The sequence below is a fragment of the Dactylosporangium roseum genome, assembly GCF_025264685.1.
Classification (GTDB): domain Bacteria; phylum Actinomycetota; class Actinomycetes; order Mycobacteriales; family Micromonosporaceae; genus Dactylosporangium; species Dactylosporangium roseum.
The window spans coordinates 4,821,718-4,838,382 of the sequence record NZ_CP073721.1 but is presented as its reverse complement, the minus strand read 5'-3'; the positions used below and the strand labels follow the sequence as shown (position 1 = coordinate 4,838,382).

General features: G+C 74.2%; 13 protein-coding genes and 1 tRNA gene. 7 read left to right on the top strand and 7 right to left on the bottom strand.

The genetic code is table 11. The features are described from left to right. Positions 1 to 16 precede the first annotated feature (16 nt). Entirely contained in the window at positions 17 to 715 is a 699-nt protein-coding gene (locus Drose_RS22700) for a response regulator transcription factor (protein WP_260723311.1), read from the top strand. Continuing rightward, positions 712 to 2,364, top strand: a complete 1,653-nt coding sequence (locus Drose_RS22695) for a HAMP domain-containing sensor histidine kinase (protein ID WP_260723310.1) — start codon at positions 712 to 714, stop codon at positions 2,362 to 2,364. Before Drose_RS22700 ends, Drose_RS22695 begins: the two co-directional genes overlap by 4 nt. 36 nt (positions 2,365 to 2,400) lie before the next feature. Here Drose_RS22695 and Drose_RS22690 read toward each other — a convergent pair whose 3' ends face one another. The 3 genes from Drose_RS22690 to Drose_RS22680 are packed head-to-tail and all read right to left on the bottom strand — an operon-like array spanning position 2,401 to position 3,974. Next, positions 2,401 to 3,141 carry an alpha/beta fold hydrolase gene (locus Drose_RS22690; protein ID WP_260723309.1) on the bottom strand — a complete coding sequence of 247 codons (741 nt, stop codon included), beginning with the start codon at positions 3,139 to 3,141 and terminating at the stop codon, positions 2,401 to 2,403. Positions 3,142 to 3,148: 7 nt separating this feature from the next. After that, complete coding sequence (locus Drose_RS22685; protein ID WP_260723308.1) at positions 3,149 to 3,517, bottom strand: DUF4180 domain-containing protein; 369 nt, start codon at positions 3,515 to 3,517, stop codon at positions 3,149 to 3,151. Next, entirely contained in the window at positions 3,510 to 3,974 is a 465-nt protein-coding gene (locus Drose_RS22680) for a helix-turn-helix domain-containing protein (RefSeq protein ID WP_260723307.1), read from the bottom strand. Before Drose_RS22680 ends, Drose_RS22685 begins: the two co-directional genes overlap by 8 nt. 493 nt (positions 3,975 to 4,467) lie before the next feature. Here Drose_RS22680 and Drose_RS22675 point away from each other — a divergent pair, with 493 nt between their 5' ends. Further along, complete coding sequence (locus tag Drose_RS22675; RefSeq protein WP_260723306.1) at positions 4,468 to 4,980, top strand: hypothetical protein; 513 nt, start codon at positions 4,468 to 4,470, stop codon at positions 4,978 to 4,980. 26 nt (positions 4,981 to 5,006) lie between these two features. On the opposite strand, the gene selB is transcribed toward Drose_RS22675, so the two are convergent. The 3 genes from selB to Drose_RS22660 form a co-directional block, all read right to left on the bottom strand. Further along, positions 5,007 to 6,761, bottom strand: coding sequence for a selenocysteine-specific translation elongation factor (gene selB / locus Drose_RS22670; RefSeq protein ID WP_260723305.1), 1,755 nt, complete (start codon positions 6,759 to 6,761; stop codon positions 5,007 to 5,009). Position 6,762: 1 nt separating this feature from the next. Continuing rightward, positions 6,763 to 8,019 carry an L-seryl-tRNA(Sec) selenium transferase gene (gene selA, locus Drose_RS22665; protein WP_260723304.1) on the bottom strand — a complete coding sequence of 419 codons (1,257 nt, stop codon included), beginning with the start codon at positions 8,017 to 8,019 and terminating at the stop codon, positions 6,763 to 6,765. Positions 8,020 to 8,470: 451 nt separating this feature from the next. After that, positions 8,471 to 8,566 (bottom strand) — tRNA-Sec (locus Drose_RS22660). A gap of 252 nt (positions 8,567 to 8,818) precedes the next feature. On the opposite strand from Drose_RS22660, the gene Drose_RS22655 reads away from it, so the two are divergent. The 4 genes from Drose_RS22655 to Drose_RS22640 all read left to right on the top strand — a co-directional run bounded on the left by Drose_RS22655 (position 8,819) and on the right by Drose_RS22640 (position 15,852). After that, positions 8,819 to 9,613 (top strand): SMP-30/gluconolactonase/LRE family protein, encoded by a 795-nt coding sequence (locus tag Drose_RS22655; RefSeq protein ID WP_260723303.1) that lies wholly within the window; start codon positions 8,819 to 8,821, stop codon positions 9,611 to 9,613. A gap of 69 nt (positions 9,614 to 9,682) precedes the next feature. Next, a complete protein-coding gene (locus tag Drose_RS22650) occupies positions 9,683 to 13,165 on the top strand; it encodes an ATP-binding cassette domain-containing protein (RefSeq protein WP_260723302.1) in 3,483 nt (1,160 codons plus the stop codon). 49 nt (positions 13,166 to 13,214) lie between these two features. Then, positions 13,215 to 13,430 (top strand): hypothetical protein, encoded by a 216-nt coding sequence (locus Drose_RS22645; protein WP_260723301.1) that lies wholly within the window; start codon positions 13,215 to 13,217, stop codon positions 13,428 to 13,430. Between the two features lie 202 nt (positions 13,431 to 13,632). Then, positions 13,633 to 15,852, top strand: a complete 2,220-nt coding sequence (locus tag Drose_RS22640) for a putative bifunctional diguanylate cyclase/phosphodiesterase (protein ID WP_260723300.1) — start codon at positions 13,633 to 13,635, stop codon at positions 15,850 to 15,852. A gap of 37 nt (positions 15,853 to 15,889) precedes the next feature. Here Drose_RS22640 and Drose_RS22635 read toward each other — a convergent pair whose 3' ends face one another. Further along, a complete protein-coding gene (locus tag Drose_RS22635) occupies positions 15,890 to 16,573 on the bottom strand; it encodes a hypothetical protein (RefSeq protein WP_260723299.1) in 684 nt (227 codons plus the stop codon). Positions 16,574 to 16,665 lie beyond the last annotated feature (92 nt).

Sequence of the window (16,665 nt, the reverse complement as noted above, 5' to 3'; positions counted from 1 at the left end):
CAATCGGCGCGGGACAATGGCCGTGATGAGCGCACGCATCCTGGTCGCCGAAGACGATCCGAAGCAGGCCGAGTTGATCCGGCTGTACCTCGAGCGGGACGGGCACAGCGTCCTGACCGTCAACAACGGGCGGGCGGCCCTGGAGCAGAGCCGGTCCCGCCGCCCGGACCTGCTGGTGCTCGACGTGATGATGCCACTGGTCGACGGGCTCGACGTGTGCCGGATCATCCGGGCCGAGTCCAACGTGGCGATCCTGCTGGTGACCGCCCGGTCCACCGAGGAGGACCTGCTGCTCGGGCTCGACCTGGGCGCCGACGACTACATGACCAAGCCGGTGAGCCCGCGCGAGCTGGCCGCCCGGGTGCGGGCGCTGCTGCGCCGCTCGGGCATCGGCAGCCCGGGGCACCTACGGGTGCTGCAGGTCGGCGACCTGGTCGTCGACGCGGGACGCTTCGAGGTCCGGGTGGGGGCGACCTCCGTGGTGCTCACCGCGAAGGAGTTCGGCATCCTGGAGCTCCTCGCCGGCGAGCCCGGCCGGGTCTTTACCCGCGGTGAGATCATCAACCGGGTGTTCGGCTTCGAGCGGGACGTGTCGGAGCGCACCGTCGACGCGCACGTGGTGAACCTGCGGCGCAAGATCGAGTCGGAGCCCATGGAGCCGCGGTACGTGCAGACGGTCTACGGCCGCGGATACCGCCTCGCGGAGCAGCCGTGAGCTTCCGGGTTCGGGTCTTCGTCCTCGTGCTGCTCGTGGCGGTCGCCGCGATCGGCGCGACCGCCTGGCTGACGTTCGGGCTCGCGGCCCGGCAGATCACCGATTCGCAGGCCGCCGCGACCAAGCACGTGGTCGACACGGCGGAGACCGTGCGCGCGTACGCCCGCCGACACGGCACCTGGCGGGGCGTGTCCGAGCGGGTCCAGCGCCTGTCGGACGAGAACCACCAGCGGATCCGGCTCGTCAACCTGTACGGGCTGGTGACCGTCGACACCGACCACCTCGCCCATCGCGCGGCCCGGCCGGTCGTCAGCCCGCCGACCCTCATCGACCCGCGGCCGACCCTCAGGATTCCCGACGACCTCGCCGGGGCCCAGTCGTGGCCGGGAGAACGGACCCAGAACCCGGCCTCGACGAAGGCGGAGATGTTCACGCAGACCGCCATCGACCGGTACCGCCGGACGCAGCTTTTCGCCCGCTGCCTCGTGGAGCAGTTCCGCGAGCCGCCGGCGCTGACCGAGGACTGGTACGGCGTGCCGTTCGCGGCCGACAACGTCATGGACCACCCCGAGTGCCAGCGGCAGATGACCGAGCAGGCCGACTGGGACCGGGCCGGGGACGTCACCGCGACGGCGGCGTGCCGGAGTGAGCAGGTGCCGCGGATCTGCCTCGTCAAGACGTTCGGCGACCGGGTCGCCACGTTTTCGCCCGAGCCGCTGCAGCTCTTCCTCGGCGCCGTCGACGACGACGCGGCGACGCTGGTCGGACGGCCGACGGTCATCGCCGCCGGCGGCATCCTCGTCCTCGCGCTCATCGGCACCGCCCTCATCGCCCGCAACGTGAGCCGGCCCGTCCGGTCGCTGACGGCCGCGTCGCGGCGGCTCGCCGACGGCCACCTCGACACGCGCGTGCCACCGGTCGGCAGCGGTGAGCTGGGGCAGCTATCGGCGTCGTTCAACCGGATGGCCCAGGCACTCGAGGCCGCGGAGGCAGCGCAGCGGCGGCTCGTCGCGAGCGTCGCCCACGAGCTGCGCACGCCGCTGTCGAACCTGCTCGGCTACCTCGAGGCGCTGCAGGACGGGGTGCTGCCGCCGTCGCGGGAGCTGTTCACGTCGCTGCACGACGAGGCGCAGCTCCAACGCCGAATCCTCGACGACCTGCAGGACCTCACGCTGGCCGAGTCCGGGCACCTCACGTACCGCAGAGTTGTTTTTGATCTTGGTGACCTCGTCGAGGCGGCACGGATCGCGCACCTGGCGGTCGCCGAGGCGGCCGGCGTGCGGTTGACGGCGGAGGTCGCCGGGCCGCTGCCGGTGCACGGCGACCAGGACCGGCTCCGGCAGGTGCTCGGCAACCTGGTGACCAACGCGCTGCGGTACACCGACGCGGGCGGCGCGGTGGTCCTGCGGGCATTCCCGGCGGAAGGCCGGCCGGTGGTCGAGGTCGAGGACACCGGCTGCGGCATCGAGCCGGCGGACCTGCCGTTCGTCTTCCAGCGGTTCTGGCGCGCCGATCCGGCCCGGGACCGCGCCACCGGCGGCAGCGGCCTCGGGCTGACGATCGCCCGGCAGATCGTGCTCGACCACGACGGCACGATCGACGCGTCGAGCACACCGGGTGTCGGCTCGACGTTCCGGGTCGTGCTGTAGGCCGCGCACGGCCCGGCGCCGGGCCGGCGCCCCGGGTCACGCGCGGAGCGCGCGCAGCGCGGGGATGCCGGCCACCAGCGCGGCCGGGGCCTCGACGTGCGCGTTGTGCCCGAGGCCGGGCAGGTCCACGGGATCGGGCACGAGCGCGGCGAGCTGCTCCCGCGTCACCATCGTGTCGTGCTCGCCGCGGGCCAGCACCACCGGCACCGGCGCGGCCGCGAGCAGCCCCGCCACACCCGGCTCGCCGACGGCGAACGCCCGCTGGTCGAGCGCGATCCGCCAGCCGTCGCCGTCCCGCACCACGGCCGCGTCGAGGGCCGGATCCGCCGGGTCGACGAGCCCGTCGAGGCCGGCGACGCGCAGATGACGCCGGACCGCCTCGGCACGGGTGGCGAACGCGGACGGTGCCCGCTCGGCGAGCGCGGCGGCCCGGCCGAGCTCCTCGCCGGTCCACGCGACCTTGATGCCCACCCCGATGACCGCGCGGACCCCGGGCCGGCCGGCGAGGTGCAGCCCGACGACGCCTCCGAACGAGTGCCCGACGACGACGGTGCCGCGCTCGTCGACCAGGTCGGCGACGGCCTCGGCGACGCCGGCGAACGTATACCGCCCGAGCGGCCGCGAACCGCCGTGCCCGGGCAGATCCGGGGCGACCCAGGCGACGCCGTCCAGCTCGCGGGCCACACCTTCCCACACGTCGGCCGTCGCCCCGAGGCCGTGTAGCAGCAGTACGGCCGGTGCGTCCCCGGCACCGCTCAGCACTCGTAGATCGGTCATCCGTCCTTTATGCCGCAGCCCGCAGGCGTGTGTCGAGCGTGTCGAGGTCCGGCACGAACCACACGTGGTCGGCCCGGTTCGACTCCTCGACCAGCGCGCGCAGGGCCGGGCTGGCCGCGAGGTGCCCGGTGATGTCGCCGACGACGGCCAGGCGCAGCCGGTAGTTGACGAACTTCTGCATGACCTCGCCGGCGAAGCGGGTGCCCGGCGAGAAGAACCGCCCGTCCAGCCGGCTCGCGGGCACGGCGACGACCTCGGCACCGGCGAAGGCCGCTCCGATCAGGTCGAGGGCGTCCTGTTCGGTGGCGATGACCGGCCCGTCCGGGTCGCACACCAGCACCGTCACCCCGGCGCGCTCCCGCACCTCGTCAGCCACGGCCGGCCTCCCCCGCGGTCAGCAGACCGCTGTCGCCATCGAGCACGGCCTCGACCAGCCGCAGCACGTCGGCGGTGGCGGCGGCGCCGCCCAGGATCACGATCTTCATGCGGTCTCGTTCGTCGTCGTGGACGGTCTGGACGCGCAGCGGGCGGTCCGGATCGCCGGTGCCGTTGACATTCGCCAGGACGAGCGTCCCGAGCCGGTCCGCCGCGGCCCGGTCGACGCCGTCGATCTGCACGATGCTCGACACCTCGACCGCGCCGCCCCCGGTGCGCCGTCCGGCCGCCGGATCGGGCCGCCCGACGAGCGCATCGAGGTCGGCGGCCGAGATCCGGTACTGCTTGCCGATCCGCACGGCCCGGAGCTTGCCGCCGCGCACATACCGCCGCACGGTTCGCACGTGCAGCCCGAGCCGGTCGGCGACCTGCTCAACGGAGTACATCTCATCCCTCATCACTCCGTAAGTTACCCTGTTGAGATACCGATAGGGAAGTTTGCGTCGTCGGTCGCGGCTCAGAAGGTCTTCGCGACGTCGGTGACCTCGGCCAGGGCGCGGTCGCGGCGCTCGTCGGCGTCCGGGGTGGCGAGGTTGGGGCGGAAGCTGGTGAAGGCCGGGCTGGCGGAGCGGACGCCAAATCCCGCCGATCGGCGTTCGGCGTTCGGCGTTCGCGAAGCTGACCCCGGCCGGGCGGGCGCGGCTGAGAGCGGCCGCGCCGACCTATCTCGCCGCGATCGAGCGGCACTTCACGAGCCGCATGACGAAGGCCGAGGCGGCTACCGTGGCCAACGCGCTGGGCAAGGTGCTGCGCGCGCACGAGGCCACGGTCGTCGTCCCGCTCGGCCGCTGAGGAGGCCGCCCCCGTGCGCCGCGACCGTGCCGCGGTCATCCGTGCCGCGTTCGTGGGCGGGCAACCGGCATACGTGGGGGAGGGGTAAGGTCTGGGATCATGATGCGCGCCGTCGCGCCCGTCCTGGCCATCGCCGGCCCGGCCGGCGCCGGGAAGACCAGCATCGCCACGGCGACCGCGGGGCTGCTCGCCGCGGCGGTCGTCGGGCTCGACGACGGCGGTTGCGCCGACCAGCACGGGGTGGACCTGCCCGCGCTGCAAGACCGGCTCGACGACCTCGACGACGCCGGGTTCGTCATCATCGAAGGGGTCTTCGCCCTGGCGCTGCCGCCGATCCGCTGGGCCGCGCGGTACACCGTCTACGTCGACACGCCGCTGGACATCAGCCTCGCACGGCGGGCACTGCACCAGCCCGATCCCCGCCCGGTCCTCCGGGGGTATCTGGAGCACGGCCGCGACGGCCACGCCCGGTTCGTCGCGCCCGGGCGGCAGCTCGCCGACCTGGTCGTCGACGGCACCCGGTCACCGGATGCCGTCGCCGACCAGATCCGAGACTTCGTCACGGGAGCGTCGCCCGACTCGTCGCGCTCGCCGCGATCCGTTCGCGGGTGAGGACGGGCTGTCCAAGGCCCGCGCGGTCAGGGACCTGTCGTGTGCCGTCCGTCCGCGAGCTGTCTGGTCGCGCCGCGGCGCCCCAGGAACTCCAGCAGCGGCACCGCGACGCGCCGCGTCGTGCGCAGCACCTGCCGGGCCTCCGACAGGGTGAACGGCTGCGGGAGGGCGCGCAGCGTCCGGACGGCGGCGTCGGCGGCGTCCGGCAGCAGCACGACCCCGTCGGCGACGCGCAGCAACAGGCGGGCCTTCACCGCCGCGCCGACCTCCTTCGGCCCGAGCCCGAGCTCGGCGAGGCGCCGGGCGTCGGGCGCGGCGAACGGCTCCCGGCGCAGATCCGCACGGACGGCGTCGACCGCCGTGCGCAGCCGCTCCGGCAGGGCGCGGCCGCTGCCGATCCGCCCGTCGCGGACGGTCAGCGGCGGCGCCACGAGCGCCTCGACGAGTGCGCGGTCGGGCAGGCCGAGCCGCTGCCGCATGGCGTCGACGGGCACGTCGGGGTCGACGGGGTGCGCGACGGCGTACCGGTCCACCTCGGACCCCAGCCGGGCGCGCAGCGCGGCCCAGTGCTCCGGGTCGGCGAGCCAGTCCCCGGCGACGGCCGGGACGCCGTCCGCCGGCACCCCCATCCGGGCCAGCTCCAGCGCCCGGACCAGCCGGCGGCGCCGCAGCTCGCCGGCGGCGTCGGGCCGTCCGTCCAGCTCGGACAGTTCGGCGGCCCGCGCCGCGGCCGCGCCCCGGCGGCGCAGCTCGGGCGGCACGACGTCGAGCACGGTGACCCCGCCGGGCACCCGGTGCCGCCCCGGGTCGCGTAGCAGCGCGCGGTCGCCGACGTGCAGCGGCACCGGCCTGGCCAGCCGCAGCCGCGCGGTGTCGGTGCCGAGCGGCCGGACCCGGGCCGGGACCGCCGCCGAGCCGACGTGCAGGACGACCTCGGCGGGCAGCTCCGCGACCGGGTCGCCGTCCACGCGCACGTCGACGAGGCCGGTGACCACGAACCGGCCCGGCGTCACCAGCGCGTCGCCCCGCCCGACGGCGTCCCGGTCGAGGCCGCGCAGGTTCACCGCGACGCGGGCGACGGCGCCGACCGCGGACACCGGGGCACCCAGGGACTGCAGGGCACGGATGCGGACGGTCCGGCCGCTGCCGGCGAGCTCCAGCTCGGCGCCGGCCGCGAGCCGCCCGGCGCCGAGCGTCCCGGTGACCACGGTGCCGCTACCGCGGACGGTGAAGCTCCGGTCGACCCAGAGGCGCACGGGCGCGTCGTGATCGGGCGGCGGCAGCGCGGCCCCGAGCCGGTCCAGCGCGGCCCGCAGCTCGTCGAGGCCGGCTCCGGTGGCGCCGCTGACGGCGACCGCCTCGACCGCCGAGCCCAGGGCCGTCGTCGCGAGCCGGTCGAGCGCCTGCGCCGTCGCCGGCCTCGGGTCGGCCAGATCCGAGCGGGTCACCACGAGCACGGCGTGGCGGACGTCGAGCGCGTCGAGGGCCGCGAGGTGCTCCGCGGACTGCGGCATCCAGCCCTCGTCGGCGGCGACGACGAGCATCGCCGCCGGTACCGGCCCCACACCCGCCAGCATGTTGGGCACGAACCGCTCATGGCCCGGCACGTCGACGAACGCCACCGTCGACCCGGACGGCAGCGTCGTCCACGCGAAGCCGAGATCGATCGTCATGCCGCGCCGGCGCTCCTCGGCCCACCGGTCCGGCTCCATCCCGGTCAGCGCGCGGACCAGCGTCGACTTGCCGTGGTCGACGTGGCCGGCGGTGGCGACGACCCACATGTCAGCGCCCGGCGGCCCGTACGACGGCCGCGGTCAGGGCCTTGTCCTGGTCCTCGGGGACGCAGCGCAGGTCGAGCAGCAGCCGCCCGTGCTCGACCCGGCCGACGACCGCCGGGTCGCCGAGCCGCAGCGGCCTGGCCAGGTCCTCGGGCAGGGCCACCGCCACCGACGGCAGCTCGACCTCGGGCGCGCCGCCGCCACCGACGACGGCCACCGTGTCGGCGACCTCCCCGCCGACGGCCTGGGCGATCCGCTCGACCCGGCCGCGCAGCGCGTCGACCGGCGCGTGCAGTGCCTGCCAGGTGGGGGTCGGCCCGCGCAGCGTCGCCTCGAACGCGGCGAGCGTGAGCTTGTCGACCCGCAGGGCCCGCGCGAGCGGATGGCGGCGCAGCGTGTCGACCAGATCCGCGCGGCCGAGCAGCAGGCCGGCCTGCGGGCCGCCGAGCAGCTTGTCGCCGCTGGCGGTGACCAGGGCGGCGCCTTCCCGCAGTACCGTCGCGGCGTCCGGCTCGTCGGGCAGCAGCGGGTCGGCGGCCAGCAGTCCCGATCCGATGTCCACGACGACGGGCGCGTCGAGCCGGGTGAGCTGCCGGACCGGCACCGACGAGACGAAGCCGCGCTGGTAGAAGTTGGACGGGTGCACCTTCAGGATGAAGCCTGTCCGCGGGCCGAGCGCGGCGCGGTAGTCGGCCAGTGACGTTCGGTTGGTGGTGCCCACCTCCCGGAGTCGCGCTCCGGTAGACTCCAGCAGGTCGGGCAGGCGGAAGCCGTCGCCGATCTCGACGAGTTCACCCCGGCTGACCACGATCTCCTTGCCGGCGGCGAGCCCGGTCGCCACGAGGACGAGCGCGGCCGCACCGTTGTTCAGCAGGTGGACGGCCTGTGCCGGCGCGACGGCCGCCTTGAGCGCGTCGAGCGCGGCGCGGCCGCGCCCGGCCCGGCGACCGGAGTCGAGGTCGAGCTCGACGTCGGTGTGCCCGGCGGCGGCGACGACCGCCTCCACGGCCGCGGGGGAGAGCGCCGCCCGGCCGAGGTTGGTGTGGAGCACGACGCCGGTGGCGTTGAGGACGGGCCGCATCCCGGCCCGGTGAAGCGCGTCGAGCGCGGCCGGGACCACGTCCTGCGGCGGCAGCTCACCGCGGCGGACCCGCTCCAACTGGACCCGGACGGCGGCCTTGGCCCGCGCACGGTCGACGTCCTTGAGCCGCGGGTCGGCGAGCACCGTGTCGGTGCGCGGCACCGCGCGTCGCGGATCCAAGCCCGGCCCACCTTTCCCGGTCACCCCGGCGGCTCCTTTACTCGGGCCCGCCCGGCCGCCGAACGTAACGCTAGCAGCGGCGGCGGGCCGCCGCCGGTCGCTGTTCCCGCGGGTTGCGGGAGTCGCGAGCCACCGAGCGTCCGGCTCCATGATCGCGAAGTGTTGTTTCGCTGGAGCAGCACGATCAACGCCGTCGCGTTCGGCGGTTGTGTCAAGGGACCCGCCATGCCGCCCGCCGCCAGATCATGGGAAGGATGTGGCTGCCCCGATAGCCAGGTCTTTCCCATGATCATGGAGTCGGGCGGGGAGGAACGCGGTGAGGGCTTGACTCGGTCTGGGTCAGCTCGCCCAGGTGGCCGGGCGCGTACACCCCGGCTGTCTCGATCGTGCGGGTCAGGACAGACCGCGATCGTGAACGGTGACCGAACCCCGGTCCGCGCGGCATCGGGGATGGCGGAGACGGACGGGAATCGAACCCGCCTGGCCCGGATTCCGGACCACCTCGGTGTTGAAGACCGGGAGGGGCACCAGCCGCCCGCACGCCTCCACGGTCACCCTAACCCCTCCGGTGCTCGCACCCGAAACTCCCGCACGGATGGTCGCCGACCGGGCCCGTCGAATGCCGGACGAGCACGCGGCCGGCCGGCACGACCGCGGAGGCCCGCACGGCGGTGCCGGCGGGTGCCGGGCGGGGCGGGGCCGGGGCGGGACCGGGCGGGCCGGGCGGCCCCGCTCGAAAATGTTCGGAATCTCCTCGACGGGGATGTCGAGAACCCGTCGCCGGCGACTACGTACCGGCATGACTGACATACTCCTGACCGGATTGCAGATCGGCGAGTCCCCGCGCTGGCACGACGGGCGGCTCTGGCTGGCCAACTGGGGCGCCGGGGAGATCCTCGCCGTGGGGCCCGACGGATCGTCCGAGGTCATGCTGCGGATCGACGCGTTCCCGTGCTGCTTCGACTGGCTGCCCGACGGGCGCCTGCTCGTCGTCGACGGCAGCGGCCGGCGGCTCCTGCGCCAGGAGGCCGGCGGCGAACTGACGACCGTCGCCGACCTGAGCGGGATCGCCGCCGCGCCGTGGAACGAGATCGTGGTTGACGCGCTCGGCAACGCCTACGTCAACAGCATCGGCTTCGACTTCCCGGGCGGCGAGTTCGCGCCCGGTGTCGTGGCGCTCGTCGCCCCGGACGGCACCGCCCGGCAGGTCGCCGACGGGGTCGCGTTCCCCAACGGCATGGCGATCAGCCCGGACGGCGGCACGCTGGTCGTCGCCGAGTCGTACGCCTCGCGCCTCACCGCCTTCGACATCGCGCCCGGCGGCGACCTCGTCAACCGCAGGCCGTGGGCCGTGCTGGAGGACGCCGCACCCGACGGGATCTGTTTTCAGGAGCACCGGATCTGGTACGGCGACGTGCCCGCGCGCCGCTGCGTGCGCGTCGACCCCGCGGGCAACGTCGACCGGGTCGTCGAGTTGGACCAGGGCTGCTTCGCGTGCGCCGTCGGCGACGGCGTCCTCTACATGCTCACGGCGACGTGGGGGCCGGACGTGGCGACCGCTCGCACGGGCAGGGTGGTGACGGCCACGCTGTAATTCTGTTGAGCGAACCCGGGTCGGCGGAGCAGTCTGGGATGCCGCCACAACCATACGGGGGACTTCACCATGCGCTTGATCCGTGACCTCTGGGCCACGTCACCGCGCCGAACCGCGGTCGTGGCCCTCTTCGTCGTGCTCGGCGCGGCCGGCCAGGCCACCGCGGCGGCCGTCGGCGGGTCGGTGCTCATCCATCGATCATGGACCATGTTCACGGTGCTGGCGGTGGCGCTCGCCGCCGCCGTGCTCACCGACCTGGCGGTGGGCCTCATCATGGCCCGCCTGACCGCCGACTGGGCCGCCGACGTTCGTCGGCGGCTCTGTCGTGTGGCCTTCGGTCAGGACCTGCCGACGTTGGAGACCACGCCGGTCGGCGAGCTGCTCGACCGCATCGACGGCGATGTCTACCAGGTCGGCGCCGAGCTGCGCAGCAGCGGCGTCCGCATCGCGCAGTCGGTGGCATACACGGTGCTCTCCATCGGTACCACCCTGTTCGTCTGGTGGCCGGCGGGCGTGGCGATGATCGTCCTCACCACGGTGCTGACCGTCGCGCTGCGCAAGCCGACGTCGAAGATCGCCGCCGCCCGCATGGCCGAGGAGGAGGCGTGGTCCGACCTCGCCGCGGTCATGGAGGAGTCGATCCACGGGCAGGACGACGTGCGCACCACGCTCGCCCGGCCGTACGTGCTGCGGCTCTACGCCCGGCGGGCCAGCCGGGTGCTCTCGCGCGGGCGCAAGGTGTGGAACCGCTCCGCGGCGGTCACGTCGGTGGCGTCCGGCTTCGTCCGGTTCGGCATCGCCGTCGTCGTGCTCGCCGGCGTCTGGGCGCTGGCGACCGACCGGATCGACAGCGCGCGGCTCACCGCCGTGTGGCTGCTCGCGCTGGGCTTCGGCGCGACTGTCGAGCACACCAGCCGGATGGTGCCCGAGCTGCAGTACGCGCTCGGCGCCTGGGGCCGGGTCCAGTTGCTGCGCGACTCGGAACAGGAGCCGACCGGCGGCCTCCCGCCCGCGCCCGGTGACCTGATCGTCCGTGACCTCACGTTCCGATACGGCGACGCCGCCCGGCGGCCGGCCCTCCAGGACGTCAGGCTGACGTTCACGCGCGGCCGGTCGTACGCGCTGGTCGGCCGCACCGGGTCCGGGAAGTCGACCCTGGCCAAGGTGCTCACGCGGGCCGTCGACGTGCCGCGCGGCACGGTGTTCCTCGGCGGGACCGACCTGCTCGACCTCGACGTCGAGGAGCTGCGCAAGTGGGTCGCGGTCGTGCCGCAACGCACCGAGATCCTCGCCGGCACGCTCGTCGAGAACATCGCGCTGTTCGACCCCGACCTGCTGGACGCGGCCGCGCGGGCGATCGACGAACTGGGCCTGAGCCCCTGGGTCGCCGACCTGCCCGACGGGCTGGAGACCAAGCTCGGCGAGGGCGGCCACGTGCTGTCGGCCGGGCAGGAGCAGTTGGTCGCGTTCGCCCGGATCATGGTCCGGGGCCCGCAGGTGGTCATCCTCGACGAGGCGACCGCCCGGCTCGACCCGGTGACCGAGCAGCAGGTGCAGCGGGCGACCGCGCGGATGCTGCACGGGCGGATCGGCATCATCGTCGCGCACCGGCTGTCGTCGGTGCGCCAGTGCGACGAGGTCGTGGTGCTCGCCGACGGCCGGGTCGTGGAGGCCGGGCCGCTGGACACGTCCGAGCGGTTCGCCGAGCTGCTGGCGACCAGCGGCGCGCCGGCACTCGTGGCGCCGCCGGCACCGGTGCCCGCCGCCGGCGGGACGCGGTCCGGAGCGGTCGCGGTGCTCGAGCGGGAGCCCGCACCGGCGCCGGTCGTCACCGTCGCGTCCGGCAAGGCGGACCCGCCGCCGCTGCCGGACCTGCCGAAGGCCCGCACCATGTGGAACATCTTCCGGCTGGCGACCAACGACGCCAGGCTCGGGCTGGTGTCCGTGGCGATGTTCGCGATCATGGTGCTGCTCGGGCTCGACGGATCCGTCCTGCCGTGGTTGTGGGCCGACCTGGTCGACGGCACCGGCGACACGCTCTGGCCGGCGATCGGCATCGTCTGCGGCCTGCTGCTGCCCCTGCCCCTGCCGTACTACACCGGCAAATGGTTCCCGGAGTGGTGGGTCCGGCAGTTGCTGCGCATCAGCCTGCGGCTCGTGCACGGCCAGACCGGCCCCCGGCGGGTCAGCAAGCACACCCCGGCCGAGGTCGTCGCCCAGGGCGGCGACACCGAACGGGTGGTCGCGCTCGCCGACAACCTCGTCGACCAGTGGATCTGCGTGTTCGTGCTGGTCTCGATGACGGTCGTCGCCGGGTCGATCGTGCCGGCGCTGTTCATGGCCGGGACGATCGTGCTGTCCGGGCTCGCCGCGACCCTGTTCGGCCCGTCGTTGAAGCGGTCCGCGCAGAAGACGGTCGCCGCGCGGGCGGCGTTCGCCACGTCGCTCGTGTCGTCGCTGTCGGCGGCGCGCACGGTCAAGCTCGCCGGTGCCACCGGCCCGGTGCTGGCCCACCTGGCGAAGCTCGACCGGGCCCGCAGCGACCGGCAGCGGCGGGAGATCTCGGTCCAGGTGTGGGCGCGGTCGACGCCGTCGCTGGTCAGCGGCCTGCTGCCGATCGGGGCGTGGGCGTTGCTGCTGTCCGGTTCGCTGTCGCCGGGCGCCACGCTCGTCGCGGTGTCCACGCTCGGCTCGGCGCGGTGGTTCGCGTGGACCACGGCGTCGCTGATCTCGCAGCTCCCGTCGGCCCGCGTGTGGACCCGGCGGACGGTGGCGATGACCGGCGAGGCGGAGTACGCCGCGGCCGTCCCGGGCGTCGACCTGTCGGCCGGCACGGCACCCGCCCCCAAGGCGGCGCCGCGGCACCCGCTGCGGCGGCTGGACCTCGACGGGTTCACGGCCGTGCACGAGGACGGGACGGTGGCGGTCCGCGACCTCGACCTCTCGGTCGAGCGCGGGCAACTGGTCCTCGTCGTCGGGCCGGTCGGCTCGGGCAAGTCGTCGCTGCTGCGGGCGCTCGCCGGGATCGTGCACCACACCGGCGAGCTCAAGTGGAACGGCGAGCCGGTGACCGAGCCGGAGATGTTCCTGCGGCCCAACCAGATCGGCTACGTGGCCCAGCTACCCCGGGTGCTGTCCGGGACGGTCGCCGACAACATCCGGCTGGGCCACGAGATCGACGCGGCGAGCGCGGTGTCGACGGCGCAGTTGGAGCACGACCTGGCCGCGGCCGGTGCCGGGCTGGGCCTGCTCATCGGCCACAAGGGCACGCGGCTGTCGGGCGGCCAGCTCCAGCGGCTGGCGCTGGCCCGGGCCCTGGCCCCACGCACGGAGCTGCTGATCGCCGACGACGTGTCGTCGGCACTCGACGTGACGACGGAGCTCGCCCTGTGGCGGGCACTGCGGGAACACGGCGTGACGGTCATCGGCTCCACCTCGAAGCGGGCCGCCCTGACCCAGGCCGACCGCGTGGTCGTCCTCCAGGACGGCGCCGCGGCCGCCCAGGGCACCTGGCGCGAGCTCGAGGACCGCTGGGGCCACCTGGCCGGCTGACGGCCTCGTCCGGTGTAACGCCCCGGCGGGCGCGGACGCTTGTTCTCGCATGGCCGACGTCCACATCTTCCTGGAGGCGGATTACCGGTTCGGCGTCGGCACGCTCACGATGCGGGTCGATCACGTCAACTGGGACAAGCCCGATTTGTACGACGGCGAGTTCTGGTACCCCGTCGAAGGGATCCAGTTGTCCACGATCGGCGTCGAGATCGGCCAACGCCAGGTGATGATCCGCGGCCGCTGTCTCCGCACCATGGGCAAGTGAGCCGCCTTCACCAACGCTCGCCGCCTGTTGCGCGCCGATCTTGCAGTTGTGGTGCCTAACAAACCGGGCATTCAGGGAGCGTCTCGGCACCACAACTGCAAGATCGGCGCGGGGGGGAGGGGGCGCGGGGGGAGGGGGAGGGAGGGGGAGGGGGATGTGGCACACCCCTAAGCTGGGCCTGCGGTCTGCCGATGCTGGTCAGGTGCGGAGCAAGGCATGGCTGTGGTGGACCGTCGCCGGGACGCTGGTGACGGGCGGCTACTTCCTCCTGCCCGCCGGCAGCCTGACCCGCAGCCTCGTCTACAACGCCATCGGCACGGTCTCGGCGGTCGTGATGCTCGCCGCGGCCCGCCGCAACGACCGCGGCCGGCGGGTCGCGTGGCTGCTCAGCGCCGCCGGCACCGGCGTGTGGTCCGCCGGCGACTTCTGCTACACGTATTTCGTCTTCGGCCTGCACCATGAGCCGTTCCCGTCCGTCGCCGACGTGTGCTACCTCAGCGCGTACCCCTTGCTGATGGGCGGCCTCCTGATCCTGGTCCGCGGCCGGTCGGCCGGCCAGGGCCGCGCCGCCGTCATCGACGCCTCGATCGTGGCCACCGGTATCGGCCTGGTGTTGTGGGTGTTCGTCATGCAGCCCATCGCGGCCGACGGCACGACGTCGGTCGTCGCCCGGGCCATCGCCCTGGCCTACCCGGCGGCCGACATCCTGCTGCTGACCCTCGTGGTCCGGCTCCTCGTCGCGGGCGCCGCACGGGACACGAGTGTGCGGCTCCTCGTCGTCGCGCTGTGCCTGCTGCTGGGCGCCGACGTCGCCTACTCCGTGGTGAGCGCCTACACCACCTACGACGAGGGCGTGTTCGACGCCGGCTGGCTGCTGTCCTACGTCTTCTGGGCCGCCGCGGCGCTGCACCCGTCGGTCCGTGCCCCGATCACCGCCGACCGCGACGACGGCCGGCCCCGCTTCGGGCGGCTGCGCCTGGCGCTGCTGGCCTGCTCGTCGCTGCTGGCCCCGGCCGTGCTGCTCGTCCAGGGCTTCCAGCACCCGCGGCACGTGGAGTGGCTGGCCGTCGGAGGCTGCGCCGGCGTGCTGTTCCTGCTGGTCGTGGTCCGCATGGACGGGCTCGTCCGGGAGGTGCGGACGCTCGCCATGTGCGACGACCTCACCGGCCTGCCGAACCGGCGGGAGCTGGAGCAGCGCATCCGGGCCGGGCTCGGCGCCGCCGCGCACGTCGCGCTCATCGACCTCGACGACTTCAAGGCGATCAACGACCGGCTCGGCCACGGCGTCGGCGACCGGCTCCTGGTCGCGGTCGCCGCCCGGTTGACCGGCGCGGCCCGCGGCGGCGACACCGTGGCGCGGCTCGGCGGCGACGAGTTCGCCGTCCTGCTGCCGGGCGCCGGCGACGTCGAGGCCCGGGTGGGGGCGCTGGAGGCGGCGCTCGCCGAGCCGTTCACCGTGGGGCCGCACCGGCTGCTGGTCCGCGCCAGCATCGGTGTGGCGGACAGCGCGGGCACCGACGACCCGTTCGAGCCGCTGCGCCGGGCCGACGTCGCGATGTACGCGGCGAAGGAGACCGGCGGGCGGCACGTGCGGTACACCTCCGAACTCGACGTCCAGGCGACGCGGTGGGCGGAGCTGGGTGCCGAGCTGCGGGGAGCGCTCGACGAGGGGCAGTTCTTCCTCGTGTACCAGCCGATCGTCGCCCTCCCGGAGGGCCGCACGGTCGGCGTCGAGGCGCTGGTGCGGTGGCGGCACCCGGCGCGCGGCCTGGTCGACCCGGCCGAGTTCGTGCCGGTCGCCGAGCACAACGGCCTCATCGTCGAGCTGGGCGCGTGGACCCTGCGCGAGGCGTGCACCCGCATGCAGCACTGGCGCCGCACCCTCGGCGCCGACGCGCCGGAGAAGATGAGCGTGAACGTGTCCGCCCGCCAGTTGTCGGAGCCCGACCTCCCGCGGACGGTGGCGGCGGTACTGGCCGAGACCGGCCTGCCGGCCTCGTGCCTGACGATCGAGGTGACCGAGACGGCGGTGTTCGACAGCACGGTCGCGCTGGACACGCTGCGGGCGGTGAAGCTGCTGGGGGTCCGGATCGCGCTGGACGACTTCGGCACCGGCCACTCGTCGCTGGGCCTGCTGCGCATCGCGCCGGTCGACGTGTTGAAGGTCGACAAGTCGTTCGTCGACGACGTCGCGATCCCCGGCCGCGCCGCCATCCCGCAGGCCCTCATCGAGGTCAGCAACCACCTGGGCCTGACCGCCATCGCCGAGGGCGTCGAGACGGTCGGGCAGGCCAAGGCGCTGTACGCCATGGGCTACCGCTACGTCCAGGGCTTCCTTTTCGGCCACCCGGCCCCGGACCCCCTCGCCCACCTGCACGATCTTGGAGTAGTGGTCCCGGCGTCGTCCGGACTCGACGGATAGGTCAGGGACCACCACTCCAAGATCGGGGGAGAGCGGGTTACGCGAACGTGGGGGCCGCGGCCAGCCGGGCGGTCGCTCTCGTGCGGGCGATCAGACGGATGCCCGCGGCCGCCATGGGCACCAGCATCGGGATGGCGCCCACGGCCGGCAGGATCGGGGTGTCGTACGGCAGCAGCAGCATCCCCGCATAACCCAGCACCACGGCGGGCACCGTCCACCAGCCGAGCACACCGGCGCGGGCCAGCCCGGCGAACGTCACCACGAGCGCGAGCGACACCAGCGGGCCGGGACTGAACGCCAACTGCTGGGCGGTGTGGGCGAGGACCTTGTCGGACAGGGCGACGGCCTGGTCGGTGGGCAGGTTGCGACCGATCTCCATGTGGAACCAGTCGGACAGCAGGGCGCCGGACATCTCCAGCAGCCCCAGCGCGCCGAGCAGCGCGCCGACGATCGTGACGACGCCGCCCTTGCGGCCGCGGACCAGGAGCGGCAGGGCCAGCAGGCCGGCGCCCATCAGCAGGTTGCCGTAGTGCAGGAACAGGGCGGACAACTGGGTCTGGAACGGGTCGTCGGCCAGGGACCGCAGGTACGCGGCCTTGTCGTCACCCTCGGCGGGCGGCGACGTCGCGAGGCCGGTGAAGAAGAACGCTGCTCCCGCGACGAGGGAGACGCCGGCGGCAATGGGAAGGACCCGCTTGGCGGGGCTGGTGTCGGTGTTCATGCCCCGGAACGCTACGGTCGCGGCCGTCCCGGGTCTGCTGGCCGCGGGCTCGACTCCGGTCCGCCGCGGGGCGGACACGACACGGTGACCGT